The sequence below is a fragment of the Mesoterricola sp. MK458 genome, assembly GCF_055384935.1.
In genome coordinates this window covers 3,038,269-3,052,678 of record NZ_AP045075.1, presented here as the reverse complement: position 1 = coordinate 3,052,678, position 14,410 = coordinate 3,038,269, and the positions used below count along the sequence as shown (strand labels likewise).

The window sequence follows — 14,410 nt, the reverse complement described above, 5'->3', positions numbered from 1 at the left end:
TGTATATACACTTGACGTGTGGACGTACTTTTCATCCGAAATGGCCAAGCCTTTGAATGGAATGCTGACAAGGCCCTCCTGAACCTGAAGAAGCATGGCGTTTCCTTCGAGCGGGCCAGCGAAGTCTACTTCGACCCCTTCATCCGCTTGGTTGATGCCAGCGACCGAGCGGAATCCAGGGATGCGGCCCTGGGCTATTCGGAGGAGGGCGCATTGCTGTTCGTGGTGCATCTTGTCCGCCATGAGGAAACCATTCGGGTGATCTCCGCTCGCCCAGCCACCCCCTCGGAAAGGAGGGTCTACGAAAATGAATGAGAAAATCCTGAAGCGCCTCCAGAAGGACCGCCCCATGGTCAGCATCTCCATCCGGTTCCCGGAGGATGTCCTCGAGGACCTGAAAGCGGTCGCGCCGGCCCTGGGTTTTTCCGGCTACCAGCCACTTATCCGTGCCTACATTGGCCAGGGCCTTCGGAAGGACCTGGCCAGACTGGAGAAGGACCCGTTGACCCGGGTGTCTGAAAGCCTCCGTCGCCAGGGGGTGGCGGATGAAATCATCGCCGAGGCGGTGAGGTCGGCCCTCGCGGTACGGGAGCCGTATCCCGCCGGGGGCACCGGGTTCCTGGAGCGGGTCAGCGAACCCCCCGCCGATCCCTACGGGACGGCGGAGGGCTGATCCCGCCTGCCGGGGCCTTCCGGGGGCGCCTCAGTAGCGCTTTTCCACCACGCCCCAGTCGATGAGGGGCCGGATGGCGTCCACGTACTTCGCCCGCGCGGTGGCGCCGTAGTCCTTCACGTAGGCGTGCTCCCACACGTCCACCACCAGGATGGGCACCGTGCCCACGGGGAAGGCGTTCTCGTGGTCCTGGATCCACGCGTTCATGAGGCGGCCCGTGTGGGGGTCCTTCACCAGGGCGCCCCAGCCGATGCCGGTCATGGTGCAGGTGGCCTTGAAGGCGGCCCACCACGCATCGAAGGTGCCCCATCCCGCCTGGATGGCCTTCTGCAGGGCGTGGCCGGGGCCGGGGCCGGCGGCCTTTTCGCGCAGGGCCTCGAAATAGAGCTCGTGGAGGCGCATGCCGCTGAACTCGAAGCCCAGGCGCCTGCGGGACTCCTGCACGGCGGTGGTGGCGCGGCCCTCGGCCTCGGCGGCCTGGAGGTCCTTGAGCAGGGCGTTGGTGCGGTTCACGTAGCCCTTGTAGAGGGCCAGGTGCTCGCCCAGCATCTCCTTGGAGAGACCCGGCAGGCCGGTCTCCAGCGCGAAGGGCCGGGGCTTGTAGTCGGAGCGGGGGTCGGAGGTCGCGGGCTGCGCCGCGTCGAGGTGGGGGGCCAAGCCCAGGGCGAGGGTCCCGGCGGCGAGGGTTCCCAACAGTTCTCTGCGTTCCATGGTGCCTCCTTGGGGCAGGAAACACTATAGCCGACTCATCTGGTCGTGAAAGCTATTTTCCTAGCATCTGCCAGCCGAGGCGCAGGATCAGGGCCGAAACCACGGCGATGAACACCCCCCGAACCAGGCCGCTCCCCTTGCTGAGGGCGGTGCGGGCGCCCAGGTACCCGCCCAGGCCGTTGCCCACGGCCATGGTGACGCCCACCACCGGCATCCAGCTGCCCTGGCTCACGAACAGGGCGAGGCTGGCGACGTTGGAGGCCCAGTTGGCGCTCTTGGCCAGGGCCGAAGACCGGAGGAAATCGAAGCCCAGCACCGCCACGAACAGGAAGATGAGGATGGATCCCGTGCCCGGCCCGAAGAACCCGTCGTAGGCGCCCAGGATGAAGGCGATGAGCGCGGCCAGGCCACGCTGGTGGTTCAGGCCGTACTTCGGCGCGTGGACCTTGCCCAGGTCGGGCCGGAATACCGTGAAGGCCAGCATGACCACCATCAGTCCGACCATCACGGGCCTGAACCACGCGTCGCCCTTGCCCTGGAGCACGTAGGCCAGCCGCACGCCCAGGGCCGCGCCGGCCATGGAGCAGACCACGGGGCCGGCCATGGACCGGAGGGTGAGGACCTTGGCCCGCAGGAACTGGGCGGTGGCGAAGGTGGCGCCGGCGGAGGCCACCACCTTGTTGGTGCCCAGGACGGTGGTGATGGGGGTTCCCGCGGGAAGCCCCAGGAGCAGCGCCGGGATGGTGATGAGTCCGCCGCCGCCCACGATGGCGTCCACGAAGCCCGCCAGGAGGGCGGCGAGCACCAGCAGCGCGAGGGTCGCCGGAGGGACCATCAGATGTGCATGATCTCGGCGTCCTTGTGCTTGATGATGTCCTCGACGTCCTTGATGGACTCGTCGGTGATCTTCTGGATGTCGGCCAGGGCCTTCTTGGCGGCGTCCTCGCCCAGGGGCGCGGTCTTGTCCTTCTCCAGCTTCTTCACGTCCTCGTTGGCGTCGCGGCGCACGTTGCGGATGGCGGTCTTGATCTCCTCGCCCATGCGGCTCACGACCTTGACCAGGTCCTTGCGGCGCTCCTCGTTCAGGGGCGGAATGGGCAGGCGGATCACGACGCCGTCGTTGGCGGGGTTGAGGCCCAGCTCGGACTTGAGGATGGCGTGCTCGATGGCCTTGATGGCGGACTTGTCGAAGGGGGTGATGACGAGCATGGAGGCCTCGGGAACGCTCACGCCCGCGATCTGGTTCAGCGGCATGGTGGCGCCGTAGTACTCCACGTGCAGGGTGTCCAGGATGCCCGAGTTGGCGCGGCCCGTGCGAACGGTGGCCATCTCCTTCTTGAGGGTCTCCAGGGAGGTCTTCATGCGCTTCCTGGTTTCGGCCAGAATCGTTTCAACGGTCGCGGTCATCGGATACTCCATCAAAGGCGCACTGTTCTTTTCTATCGGGAATCCCCCCGAAATGCCAGCGGATCAGCCCAGGCAGGTGCCGCAGCGGGCACCTTTCTGGAGGTTCTCGATGATCCCGGGGACGTGGGAGAGGTCGGGGACCTCCACCAGCTCGGCTTCGGGGTCGACCTCGGGCCTGGGATGGCCGGCGCGGTTCACCCAGATGGCGGTCCATCCGGCCTCCAGGGCCCCGGTGACGTCGTCCCGCCAGCTGTCGCCCACCATGGCGATCTCGCCGGGGAAGAGTCCCAGGCGCCTTTCCATGATCCGGAAGGCGTCGGGCTCGGGCTTGAGGTGGCCCGTGAGGGCGCTGAGGCAGCGGGTGGGCAGGGCCCGCTCCAGGCCCAGGCGGTCCAGGAACTCCATGTCGAAGCTCTGGGTGTTGGAAAGCAGGCCCACCCGCGCCAGCTTGCGGGTGCGCGCCACGGCGTCCATGGCCTCCGGGAAGCACGCGGCGTCGTCGGCGGCGGTCTGGAAGACCTCGGCCATGGCCAGGATCTGGGTGCCGGAAAGGGAGAGCCGGTCCATCCAGCCCGCGATGAAGGTGCGGGCGTCGGGGTGGGGCCGGTCCATGGCCTCGCGGCGAAGGGCGGGGTAGAGGGCGCGCTGGTCGTCGTCCAGAAGGCGCTGGAGGTGGCGGAAGGGGTCGCCGTGCTGGCTGTGCACCAGGGTGTTCCAGAGATCGAAGACGACGGCCCGGATCATGGGGCCCCTCCGAAGGCGCGGCGGGACTTGACCGGAAGCTGGATGGGGAACCCGTAGGCCTCGGTCTTCAGGGCGCCCTCCAGGAGCCAGACGCCGGAACCCCCCTGGGCCGCGGCCTGGATGGCCACCCAGTTGTCCCGCAGGTCCCCGTAGGAGAAGGAGACCTCCACGTCCATGCTGCCCGAGCCCCGGGGCGCGAGCTCGATGGGCCGGGCCAGTTCCATGCGCCCGATGGCATGGGTGGCGCCGCGGGTCTCCAGCTTCAGGTCCCCGGTGAAGGCCGAAACGTGGAAGGGCACGCCGGAGGGGTTGTCCACGCCCACCACGACGCGGAAGGCCATGCGCGAGCGGTCCAGGGGCAGGGCCAGGTGGACCCGGGGCTCGACCCGGTCCAGGTGGAAGCGGAGGCCGCGGGCGGCCTCCCGGTAATCCCTGACGGGAGCGCAGGCGGTGGCGAGGACCAGGACTGGAAGGGCCAGGCGGGCCGGGCGCATCAGGCCCCCCGGTAGATCACGCTGTTGTCGAGGGTCTCGAAGACCTCGACCTGGCAGAGCAGGGGCAGGGACGGCTTGAGCTCGTCCCAGATCCACACCGAGATGTTCTCCGCCGTGGAGAGGGGGATGAGGTCGTTGAGGAAGCGGTGGTCCAGGCGCTGGATGACCTTCTCCACGACCACCTTGGACAGGTCGTCGAAGTCGATGATCATGCCCGTCTCCTGGTTCACGGTGCCCTCCAGGGACACGAAGAGCTTGTAGCTGTGCCCGTGCAGGTTGCGGCACTTGCCGGGGTGGTTGTGGATGAAGTGGGCGGCCTCGAAGCCGTATTCCTTGCGCAGGATCATGAATCTCGCCTTAAAACCCCATTATCGCACAGGGGACGGCAGGGGAAGGCGGACCCTGACCCGGGTCCCGGCCCCGGGCGCGGAATCCAGTTCCACCTTGCCGCCGAGCATCCCGGTCAGGCGCTGGACCAGGGTGAGGCCGAGTCCGGTGCCGCCGTACTTGCGGGTGGTGCTGGAATCGGCCTGGACGAACTCGCTGAAGACCCGCTTCTGCTCCTCGGGGGTCATGCCGATGCCCGTGTCCTCCACGGCGAACACCGCCCAGCCCGGCTCGGTGGAGACCCGGAGCACCACCTTCCCGTTCTCGGTGAACTTGGCGGCATTGCCCAGGAGGTTGGCCAGGATCTGCTGGAGCCGCGTGGAATCGGTGGCCAGGACCTCCGGGGCGTTCCCGCCGTCCACCTGGAACACGTTCCCGTTGCGCTCGACCACCGGCCGCAGGGCGGAATCCAGGCTCGCCAGGAAGGGCGCCACCGCCAGGTCCTGGATTTCCAGCTGCATGTGGCCGGCCTCGATCTTGGAGATGTCCAGGATGTCGTCGATGAGGTTGAGCAGCGAGCTTCCCGCCTGGCGGATCCGGCCGGCGTCCCTCGAAGTGGAGTGAAGCCCCCGCTCCTTGGCCTCCTCCTGGAGCAGCTCGGAGTAGAGGAGGATGGCGTTGAGCGGCGTGCGCAGCTCGTGGCTCATGTTGGCCAGGAAGGCGCTCTTGGCCTTGGAGGCCTCCTGCAGGGCGCGGGTCTGGCGGGCCACCTCCTCCTGCAACTGGCGGTTCCGGGCCCGGAGCGACACGCTGCGCAGCCAGAAGAGGAGCCAGATCCCGCCCCCCACCGCCAGCAGCCCCAGGGACCGGGCCCAGGGCGTCTCCCACCAGGCCGGCACGACCGTGAAGGTCACCGCCAGGACGGGGCCCTCGATGCCGTTGTCGGGGAGGACGCCCCGCAATTCCAGGGTGTGGCTTCCCGCGGACAGGCCCGCGTAGCGCAGATGGCCTTCCTCCTGGCGGATCCAGCCCGGGTCCACCCCCAGCAGCCGGGCTTCGTGCCAGACCTTTCCTGGGGCCTGGTAGGTGGGGATCATGAACGTGAGTTCGAGCATGTTGGAGTCCCGGGCCAGTTTCGGGTCCGCCAGCGGAAGGTCCAGTTCCCGGGCGCCGGACCAGGCCTGGATCACGATGGGCTCCTTGAGCACCGGGCGGATCTCCATCTGGCTGGAATCGTAGGAGGCCAGGCCCGAGGTGGTGCCCACCCAGACCCGCCCGCGCTCCGCCAGCATCGCCCACTCGTTGCACTCCGGGCTCACGAGGCGGTCCTCCATGCCGATCATCCGGAAGACGGAGTCGTCGCCCGGGGCGAGTTCGCCCAGGCCCTTGTTGGTGCCCACCCACACGCGCCCCTCGGGATCCATGCCCACCGAGAAGATGGACATGAGCGGGTCGCTGGCCAGGCCCTGGACGGGGACGATGCGGCGCCGTTCGGAGGTGTCCCCCAGGAGCCGGTGGAGCGTGACCACGGAGCGGTTCTGGTAGGGGTTCCGGTACGACACCACGAACGCGCCGCCGGGCCCGAAGGCCACGGCGCCGGGCGTATCGGGAAGGAGGCCCGGCACCGGGTGCCAGGCCCCATGGCGGTACATGGACGCGGAGGCGTCGTGGAGCACCATCATCCCCCCGCCGGGCACCGCGGCCAGGCCCAGCACCTCGCTGGGGTCGCGGCCGCCGATGCGCACCCGGGTCCAGGTCCAGCCCGCGGCGGTCCGGGTGCCCCGGGCCACGCCCTTGAACCGGTCCGCCACCCAGGGCGTGCCGTCCTCGTCGATGGCCAGGCCCGCGGTGATCCGCCCCCGGGGCAGCACGTCCACGGTGTGGGGCCGGGACGCCATCGTGGCCGGGTCCAGTTCGTGGACCAGCCCCCCGGGGCTGCCGGCGGCCCAGAGGTGGCCGTCGGGCGCCGCGGCCAGGGACAGGAACCGCCCGGGGAGGACCACCCGGAACCCGGTCCGGGTGGCCACGCAGAGGCCCTTGTCGGTGCCCACCCACAGGCGGCCCGACCGGTCCCGCAGGGGCTGCCAGGCCAGGTTCGCGGCCAGACCTTCATGGGTGTCGTAGCCCGCCCAGCGGCTGCGGCCCAGGTTGCGCTGCACGCCGTGGTCGGTGCGGATCCAGATGCCGCTTTCCCGGTCCACCATGCCGCCCTTGGCGTCGTCCCCGGCGCGGCCGTACCGCTCCCGGGCGTCGCCCTTCATGCGCCACAGGCCGTCGGCGTCGTCGAACCACACCCAGCCCCGGGCGTCCCGGTCGGGCCGGGAACTGAAGCTGAAGCCCCCGGTGGGGCCGGTGCGCACTTTGTGCCAGGCGCCGTCCTCCCGGCGCTGCCACATGGCGCGGCTGGTGCGCACCCAGATGCATCCGAGGCCGTCCCTCGCGTGGTTGAGGAGCTCCTCCCCGGGGCCGATGGGAGGTCCCGGAACGAGCGCCCAGGCCCCAGCCCGCCACTCCAGGATGTGCCGGGAGGTGATGACCATCGGCACGGGATCCGCGGGGTCGGCGTACAGGTGCACCGGGCGCTCCGGCACCGGCAGGGCCGGGGCCTTCACGAACCGCATGGAGCCGTCCTCCACGTAGAGGGCCTCGGTGGAGAGGACCCACAGGTGGCCCAGGGCGTCCCGGCCCAGCTTCCGGTAGAAGCCGCGGGGAAGGCCGTCGGCCTCCCCCAGGAGCCGGGAGCGCCGGTTCCGGATGCGGGCCACGCCGCCGTCCGTGGCCACCCACAGGGATCCGTCCGGGTCCCCGAGGAGGTCGGTGAGCACCGGTGACGGGAGCTGGCCCACGTAGGGCGCGAACTGCCGGCCCTGGAAGGAGGTGAGCCCGGCCTCGGTGCCCGCCCAGATCTGCCCGTCGGCGGTGATCGCCATGGCCGTGACCACCTCGCTCAGGAGGCCGTCCTCCTTGCCGTAGTGCCGCGTGGGTGGGCGGCCCGGGCCCTGGGGCCAGAGGGCCGTGGCCAGGAGGAACGCTGCGGCGAGCCTGAAGAGGGGGGACATCGGCTGGATCCGGGTGGGGGTATCGACCATGATAGGCGAAGGGTGCTAGAAAGTCCTTCTCGAGACCAGGGCGTTGGCCAGGAACAGCCCGAGCATGAGGGCCAGGGTGACCGACAGCGCCCGGGTTCCCGCCTCCAGCCCCTCCAGGGTCTGGCCGTGCATCATCATGGTGATGCCCCGCACCCCCAGGCTGCCGGGCAGGATCAGCATGATCGAGGGCAGCAGGAGCACCGCGCCGGGGCGCCGGGTGCGCCGGGCGTACTGGTTGCACGCGGAACCCAGGGCCAGGGCCGCGAGGCCGGCGCCCGCCTCCGCGCCCAGGGACGTGGTGCCCAGGCGCGCGGCGCCCCACGCGAGCACGCAGGCGCCTAGGGTCCAGCCGAAGTCCTCCATGCGTCCCTGGAAGACCACCAGGAAGCCCAGGGCCACCAGGGCCAGGGCCGGGGCCAGGGTCCAGTCGGGAAGGGGGATGGCGATGGAGGGCACGCCCACGAGCCACGCGCCGCCCATGTGCTGGCCCAGGCCCACCCCGAAGGCCAGGAGCAGGAACACCAGGACGGTTCCGGCCAGCCGCGAGGTGCCGGCCACCAGGTTGCCGGTGCCCAGCTCCTGCATGGACACCAGGAGCCCGAGGCCCGGCACCAGGACGATGATCCCGCTGAGCACCAGGATGGGATGGGAGGCGGAAGGGAGGAAACGCCCCAGGAGCGCGCCGCCCAGGGAACTGATGACCCCGCCGAGGAGCGGGGTGAGGCTCGCCAGCCCGGGCCGCCTGCGGGCGAGCTGCTCCGCGGCGCCCACCATGAGCCCGATGAGGGCGCCCAGCACCACCTCGCGCCAGCCGCCCCCGAAGATGACGGCCATGCCCATGGAGGCCATGCCGTAGGCCAGGACCTGCAGGCGGGGCGAAAAGCGCGCAGGCCGCGCCGAAAGCCGGGCCAGCTCCTCCCGGGCCGTGGCCACGTCCACCCGGTCCTGGAGCACCCGGTCCACCAGGGCCTCGGCGTCCGCGAGCCGTTCCAGGGAGGAGGGCCCCGTATCCACCCGGATGAGGTAGGTCTTCCCGTGGTGCCCCTCCTTGCGAAGCGAGGCCAGGAAGCCCGTGGGCGTGGCGTAGATGGCTCCTTCCAGGTCCAGGTGCTGGGCGAGGCGGCCCAGGGCGTTCTCCAGGGTGGCGGCGCTGACGCCGCACTCCTGGAGGGTCCGGCCCAGTTCCAGCACGAGGGCCACCTCGGGGATCGAACTGGGGCCCTGGTAGGCCAGGGACGGGATGGGGGCTTCGCCTGGATCGTTCATGGATCTCCAGCATAGCGGCTGACACTGCGCCCTGGGGCATAATGGGCCCGTCCCCCGGAGCCCGCATGGACCTTCTCTTCAAAGCCGGTGACCGCGTCCGCCTCGCCCGGGCCGCCTACGCCCTGTACGGCGGCGCGTGGCCGAACTTCTGCCCCCAGGGCCAGGGCGGGGGCCGGCCCGGAACGGTCCTCTTCGCCGGGGACCGCCCCCACAAGCCGGGCGCCGCGCCCCGGCCGTACTACGTCCGCTGGGACAACGGCGTGGAGAACAGCTACCGGGTGGAGGATCTGGAGGCCGACGAGGAACGGCCGGAAGCGGCGGACAACATCATCCCGTTCGCGCCAAGGCGGGCCTGAAACCGGGTCAAAGGCCCTGCCCGAACCTTGGCAAGGAAATGGTGCGCCCAGCGCGACTCGAACGCGCGACCTACGGCTTAGAAGGCCGTTGCTCTATCCAGCTGAGCTATGGGCACTGGTTGCCGGCGGGAGACCGGCCGGATCCAGAATCCTAAAGATCCGGCTCCAGGGTCAAGGGGCATTTCAGATGAACCGGATCCGCACTTCCTTGAGGAACTTCTCGGTCAGCACCTTCCTCAGGCCCCGGAGGATGTTCCTGCGGATGTCCAGGTCCTCGGGGAGGCTGGGGTCCTGGAGCGCCTCGTTGATCTTGGTGCCGGCGACGATGTGGATGATGTCGCTGTCCAGGAGGATGCCGGCCAGCTGCGTCGCGGCGTTGGGCTTGAGCAGGTCGGGGGCGTCCTCCTCCTCCAGGAGGCGCACCATCCGCGCCAGGGTGATGGCGCCCTCCGTGACCAGGTCGAAGCCATCCATGCGGGAGATGGGCGGCACGTCGGGGTCGAGGTTGCTCAGGTCCATGGTGAGGGTCCGCCCCAGCTCCCGGCCCAGGATGGCCGAGGTGGTGCCGCCGCAGATGACCTTGCGGCCCGTGAAGGCCTGGGCCACCTCGGCCATTTCCGGGTCCCGGTCCCGGGACACCGGGGCGCCGGTGAGGATGAGGACCTCCCGGGGCTCGCGGTAGTACATGACCGCGCAGCTGATGTCGTCCTTGGCCGTGCCGCCGTCGATGGACTTGGCGCGGAGGACGAGGGTGCGCGCCAATTGGCGGGCGGAAATGCGTGGGCGTTCCCGGATGACCTTGCTGAGGTAGGCGGCCACGGCCTCCTGGCCCCAGCCCAGGGGGGTGCCCGGGTAGCCCACCCCGGCCTGGGTGACGCCGTCGGAGAAGAAGACGATGCGGTCGCCAGGGCGCACCTCGAAACGGGCGTGGCGCAACTGGGCCTGGCGGCCCTCGGTATCGGGCAGGGGCAGGATCTCGGGGATGATGGGCACGGGATCCGGGCCGCGCATGAGGATGCTGGGGGGGTTGTCGTACTCCAGCACGCGGGTGGCGCCCCAGGGATCCATCTCCACGATGGTGAAGGTGGAGTAGGCGATCTGGCGCTCCCGGCACACCGGCAGGGTGGCCATGATCGTGGTCGCGGCCTTGCGCACGTCCATGTCCGATTCCATGTAGCGGATGGCCATGGTGGAGGTGAGGTTGGCCAGGACGTTGGCCTTGATGCCGCTGCCCAGGCCGTCGGCGAGGACGGAGATCACCCGGTGATCCTCGGCGACCTTCTCAGAAAGGAACACGTCCCCGCAGGCGGCCTGGCTGTGCTTGCGTTCCTGGTAGTGGTCCACCTCCATGAAGTGGCGGGTCATGGATCCTGCCTCTTCACGGGCGGAAGCTGGAAGGACTCGATGACCGAGCCCAGGATCAGTTCGGTCTCCGCGGCGTTCTCGCCCAGGAGGTAGGCGATCTGCTGGACGGTGGTGACGTTCTTGCGGATGACGTCCTGGGTCTTCTGGATGATCTGCTCCCGCACCACGGCGGGCTCGGTGATGTCCTGGAGGATGCCGCCCACCATGTGGCCGGACTCGATGGGGAAGACCATGAGGCGGATGACCCGGTCCCCCACGCGCAGGTCCTTGCGGATGGGTTCCCCATGGGAATCCAGGGCCTCCATGAACAGCCGGCTGAAGGGTGCCACCTTGGCCAGGGACGCCCCCTCCATGCCGGGGCGCGCCTCGTAGATCATCAGGCACTCGGGGCCCATCATCTCGGCGAAGAGCCGGTTGCATTCCACGATGGCCAGGTTCTCGTCGGCGATGACCACGCCGCTGGGCATGGCCCGGATGAGGGCGTTGGCCTTGTTCATGGCCAGCTTGCGCATGTGCGACACGCACATGCCGGGCTCGGCCCGGCCCTCCAGGAGGGCCAGGGCCAGCTGCCTGCAGTCGTCGTAGCCGCAACCGCCGCAGTTGAGCTGGTCCTCCGGCAGGGTCTTGCCCACCATGCGCAGGGCCCGCTTGATGTCGGCGGCGCTGTGGACGGGGTGGGCGACGGGCCCCTCATGCACCGGCAACGCCAGGTCCACGGTGGGGGCCGGGGGAGGTCCCACCTCGCCGGGGAAATGGTCCATGACCCGCAGCCATTTGAGGGCCGTGCCGCAGGTGCGGGACGCCTGGGGCCCGTTGACGCAGCCCCCCTCGCAGGCCAGGAGTTCCAGGAAAAGGCCCTTGGCGTCCGAATCCAGGCCCTTGAGGGCGTCCTGGAGGTAGGAGATGCCCGAGAAGGCCATGAAGTTCGAACCGCTCCCGCCGGCGCCCCGGATGCCCCGGATCATGCCGCCGTCCATGGGATAGAGCGCGCCCTCCCGGGCCGGGCCGGGGACGAACTCCTCCCCGGGGGCCTGGGCGGCGGGGTCGATGCCCCGCTCCTCGAACCACCGCCGCAGGTCGGCGAAGGTCAGCGCTACGTCCAGGAGCAGGGGGTTGGCGTCGGCCTCGAGCTTCTTGGAGATGCAGGGGCCCAGGAAGACGATGCCGACCTCCTCCCCGTATTCGTGCTTGAGCAGCCTGCAGTGGGCCAGGAGGGGCGAAAGGTAGCGGGTCACCGCCTCCAGGTGCTCCGGGTGGTACTTCCGGATGAGCTCGACCGCCGTGGGGCAGGCCGAGGAGATGAGGAAGGCCGACGGATTCCTCTCCAGGGCCGCGGCGCAGGCGCCCGACACCTGCTGGGCTCCCAGGGCCGTCTCCGAGACGCCCCAGAAGCCCAGGGCCTTGAGGGCCGCGACCATGGACCCGGGGGTGACCCCGGGGAACTCGGAGACGAACGAGGGCGCCAGGGACGCCACGACCTTCGGCCGGCGCTTGAGCAGGAGCCGGGCCCGGTACAGGTCGTCCCGCACCTTCTTGGCACCCACGGGGCAGACGTTGACGCAGGTTCCGCAATACACGCATCTTTCGGGAATGACCTGGGCGCTTCCGCCCTGGACCCGGATGGCCTTGACGGGGCACTGCCGGACGCACTTGTAGCAGTCCTGGCATTGGGTCTTTTCCGTGAAGATGGGCATTTCGTTGTTCACCTGCCGCCTCCAGTGGCCTGGCCCAGGCGCTCTTCCAGTAACTGGAGGATGGCCTTGGGCTCCATCCCGCAGAAGCACTCGCCGTGGACCATCACGTTGGGTCCCTGGCGGCAGCGGTCCTGGCACAGGGTGCCGGTGACCTGGACGTCCCGCTCCAGGCCGCGCTCCTTCAGGTAGTCCTGGATGAGTTCCAGGGCCTTGATGTTGCCCCTGGAGAAGCAGGCGCTGCCCATGCAGACTACCAGCTCAATGGCAGGCATGACCCGCCTCGGTGGGTTCCAGTTCGCCCCGGAGGGCCTTGGCGATGAGGTCCTTGACGGCCTCCAGGTCGGCCCGGTGCAGGGTATGCCCGGCCACGCGCACCGAGGGCCCCCGGTCGCAGGCCTCCATGCAGAAGGTGGCCCGGATCTCCACCGCCTCGCCCAGCTCCTGGTCTTCCACGTGGTGGAGCAGGGCCTGAAGGAGCTTCTGGGAGCCCCGGATGTGGCAGGAGGTTCCCACGCACACGCTCACCGGGATCCGGGTGCCGCCTTCCTCGGTGAGGGCGATGCCCTCGCCCTGGATCCGGCGGCGGATGTGGTAGTGGGTGTGCAGGAGGCGGTGGGCCTCGGGGGAGTTGGGCTCGCCCAGGTGGTCCTTGTAGGCCTGGGTGACCAGGGAGTTGTCCTTGGAGACGCGCAGGTCCATGGACGCGTCCAGGCGGCGCAGGGAATCGGCGCGGCGCTGCCGGGTGCGGGAATCCATGGCCACGGGCTGGCCGGCGCCCCCCGAGCATCCGCCGGGGCAGGCCATGACCTCCACGAAGTCGTAGTGCTCACGGCCGGCGCGCACGTCCTCCATGAGTTCCCGGGCGTTGGCCAGGCCGTGCACCACCGCGATGCGGATCTCGCCACCGGGCAGGTCCAGGACGGCGGTGCGCCGCCCACGGGTCGAGCGCACCTGCTCCAGGACCGGGCCCTCGCCCAGCACGCCCACCACGTTGCGGATGACGGCTTCGGTGACGCCGCCCGAATTGCCGAAGATGATGCCGCCGCCGGTCTTGAAGCCGAAGGGCATGTCCATGCCCTCGGGCTCCAGCTCGCCCAGGGCGAGGCCGGCGTTCTGGATCATCCGGCCCAGTTCCTGGGTGGTGAGGACGAAGTCGACGTCAGGGTTCCCCTCCACCGCGAATTCGGGCCGCCGGGCTTCGGACTTCTTGGCGGTGCAGGGCATGATGGAGACCACCACCAGGTTGGCGCGGTCGATGCCCAGTTCCCGGGGCAGGGTGTCCTTGGCCAGGGAGCCGAACATCTGCTGGGGGCTGCGGCAGCTGGAGAGGTGGGGCAGCTCGCCCGCGTACTCCTGTTCCATGAACTGCACCCACGCGGGGCAGCAGGAGGTGAACAGGGGCAGCTTCTCGCCCTTGGCCCGGCGGGCCAGGAATTCGGTGCCCTCCTCCATGATGGTGAGGTCGGCGGCGAAGGCGGTGTCGAAGACCTTGTGGAACCCCAGGCGGCGCAGGGCGGCGACGGTGCGGCCCATGACGTGGGTGTCGTCGCCCAGGCCGAAGAGCTCGCCCAGGGCCACCCGCACCGCGGGGGCGACCTGCACCACCACGGTCTTGGCGGGATCGTTCAGGGCGGCGTGAACCTCGTCCACGTCCTGCCTGACGGTGATGGCGCCGGTGGGGCACACGGCGGCGCACTGGCCGCACTGCACGCACTCCACGTCGGCCATGGCCTTGTCGAAGGCCGGAGCGACGGTCACCTGGGAACCGCGCCGGGTGAAGTCGAGGACGCCCAGGCCCTGGATCTCCTGGCAAACCCGCACGCAGTCGCCGCAGAGGACGCACTTGTTGGGGTCGCGCACCAGGCCGTGGCTGGAGGTGTCCAGGGGACGGGTCTCCCGGGGGGCGTTGAAGCGCACCTTGTCCACGCCCAGGCGCTGGGCCAGGGACTGGAGCTTGCAGGAACCGCTCTTGCCGCAGGTCGGGCAGTCGTGGTCGCCGCTGGCGAGGAGCAGCTCGAGGTTGACCTTGCGCAGTTCGCGGACGGGGCCGGTCTGGGTGCGCACCCGCATGCCGGGTTCAGGAAGGGTGGAACAGGCGGCGATCATGCCGCGGCCCTCCACCTCCACCACGCACAGGCGGCAGGCGCCGTAGATGCTGAGTTCGCTGTGGTAGCAGAAGGTGGGCAGCTCGATGTGAGCCTTGCGGATCACTTCCAGCAGGTTGCGCTCGCCCTGGATGGGGACCTTGAAGCCGTCGATGGTGAGGGTTTCGGAAGCGCTCATG

The 14,410-nt window shown here is 69.7% G+C and carries 15 protein-coding genes and 1 tRNA gene; 3 read left to right on the top strand and 13 right to left on the bottom strand.

Annotation, left to right across the window (positions count from 1 at the left end; all coding sequences use genetic code 11):
• The first annotated feature begins 18 nt into the window (after positions 1–18).
• The gene (locus tag ACZ5LB_RS13130; RefSeq protein WP_464602677.1) at positions 19–315 is read left to right on the top strand and encodes a BrnT family toxin; all 297 of its coding nucleotides are present in this window, start codon (positions 19–21) and stop codon (positions 313–315) included.
• Positions 308–673, top strand: a complete 366-nt coding sequence (locus tag ACZ5LB_RS13125; RefSeq protein WP_464602676.1) for a hypothetical protein — start codon at positions 308–310, stop codon at positions 671–673. The genes ACZ5LB_RS13130 and ACZ5LB_RS13125 overlap by 8 nt, the downstream gene beginning before the upstream one ends.
• A gap of 30 nt (positions 674–703) precedes the next feature.
• Here the strand turns inward: ACZ5LB_RS13125 and ACZ5LB_RS13120 are convergent, their stop codons facing one another.
• The 8 genes from ACZ5LB_RS13120 to ACZ5LB_RS13085 form a co-directional block, all read right to left on the bottom strand.
• Positions 704–1,384 (bottom strand): superoxide dismutase, encoded by a 681-nt coding sequence (locus ACZ5LB_RS13120; protein ID WP_464602675.1) that lies wholly within the window; start codon positions 1,382–1,384, stop codon positions 704–706.
• Positions 1,385–1,436: 52 nt separating this feature from the next.
• Positions 1,437–2,219 carry a TSUP family transporter gene (locus ACZ5LB_RS13115; RefSeq protein ID WP_464602674.1) on the bottom strand — a complete coding sequence of 261 codons (783 nt, stop codon included), beginning with the start codon at positions 2,217–2,219 and terminating at the stop codon, positions 1,437–1,439.
• A complete protein-coding gene (gene frr / locus ACZ5LB_RS13110; protein ID WP_464602673.1) occupies positions 2,219–2,791 on the bottom strand; it encodes a ribosome recycling factor in 573 nt (190 codons plus the stop codon). The genes ACZ5LB_RS13115 and frr overlap by 1 nt, the downstream gene beginning before the upstream one ends.
• A 63-nt stretch (positions 2,792–2,854) precedes the next feature.
• Positions 2,855–3,535 carry an HAD family hydrolase gene (locus tag ACZ5LB_RS13105; protein WP_464602672.1) on the bottom strand — a complete coding sequence of 227 codons (681 nt, stop codon included), beginning with the start codon at positions 3,533–3,535 and terminating at the stop codon, positions 2,855–2,857.
• Positions 3,532–4,029, bottom strand: a complete 498-nt coding sequence (locus tag ACZ5LB_RS13100) for a hypothetical protein (protein ID WP_464602671.1) — start codon at positions 4,027–4,029, stop codon at positions 3,532–3,534. Before ACZ5LB_RS13100 ends, ACZ5LB_RS13105 begins: the two co-directional genes overlap by 4 nt.
• Positions 4,029–4,376 carry a 6-carboxytetrahydropterin synthase QueD gene (gene queD / locus ACZ5LB_RS13095; protein WP_464602670.1) on the bottom strand — a complete coding sequence of 116 codons (348 nt, stop codon included), beginning with the start codon at positions 4,374–4,376 and terminating at the stop codon, positions 4,029–4,031. The genes ACZ5LB_RS13100 and queD overlap by 1 nt, the downstream gene beginning before the upstream one ends.
• Before the next feature lie 21 nt (positions 4,377–4,397).
• Positions 4,398–7,415 (bottom strand): sensor histidine kinase, encoded by a 3,018-nt coding sequence (locus ACZ5LB_RS13090; RefSeq protein ID WP_464602669.1) that lies wholly within the window; start codon positions 7,413–7,415, stop codon positions 4,398–4,400.
• A 45-nt stretch (positions 7,416–7,460) separates the two neighbouring features.
• Complete coding sequence (locus ACZ5LB_RS13085; protein ID WP_464602668.1) at positions 7,461–8,711, bottom strand: threonine/serine exporter family protein; 1,251 nt, start codon at positions 8,709–8,711, stop codon at positions 7,461–7,463.
• A 65-nt stretch (positions 8,712–8,776) separates the two neighbouring features.
• Between ACZ5LB_RS13085 and ACZ5LB_RS13080 the strand changes: the two genes are divergently transcribed.
• Positions 8,777–9,067, top strand: coding sequence for a hypothetical protein (locus ACZ5LB_RS13080; RefSeq protein ID WP_464602667.1), 291 nt, complete (start codon positions 8,777–8,779; stop codon positions 9,065–9,067).
• Positions 9,068–9,106: 39 nt separating this feature from the next.
• Here the strand turns inward: ACZ5LB_RS13080 and ACZ5LB_RS13075 are convergent.
• The 5 genes from ACZ5LB_RS13075 to ACZ5LB_RS13055 form a co-directional block, all read right to left on the bottom strand.
• Positions 9,107–9,183 (bottom strand) — tRNA-Arg (locus ACZ5LB_RS13075).
• Between the two features lie 67 nt (positions 9,184–9,250).
• Positions 9,251–10,432, bottom strand: a complete 1,182-nt coding sequence (locus ACZ5LB_RS13070; RefSeq protein ID WP_464602666.1) for a SpoIIE family protein phosphatase — start codon at positions 10,430–10,432, stop codon at positions 9,251–9,253.
• On the bottom strand, positions 10,429–12,138 hold the full coding sequence (locus tag ACZ5LB_RS13065; RefSeq protein ID WP_464602665.1) for a [Fe-Fe] hydrogenase large subunit C-terminal domain-containing protein: 1,710 nt from the start codon (positions 12,136–12,138) through the stop codon (positions 10,429–10,431). Before ACZ5LB_RS13065 ends, ACZ5LB_RS13070 begins: the two co-directional genes overlap by 4 nt.
• Positions 12,135–12,398 carry a (2Fe-2S) ferredoxin domain-containing protein gene (locus ACZ5LB_RS13060; protein ID WP_464602664.1) on the bottom strand — a complete coding sequence of 88 codons (264 nt, stop codon included), beginning with the start codon at positions 12,396–12,398 and terminating at the stop codon, positions 12,135–12,137. Before ACZ5LB_RS13060 ends, ACZ5LB_RS13065 begins: the two co-directional genes overlap by 4 nt.
• Positions 12,385–14,409 (bottom strand): [FeFe] hydrogenase, group A, encoded by a 2,025-nt coding sequence (locus tag ACZ5LB_RS13055; protein WP_464602663.1) that lies wholly within the window; start codon positions 14,407–14,409, stop codon positions 12,385–12,387. Before ACZ5LB_RS13055 ends, ACZ5LB_RS13060 begins: the two co-directional genes overlap by 14 nt.
• Position 14,410: the final 1 nt, after the last annotated feature.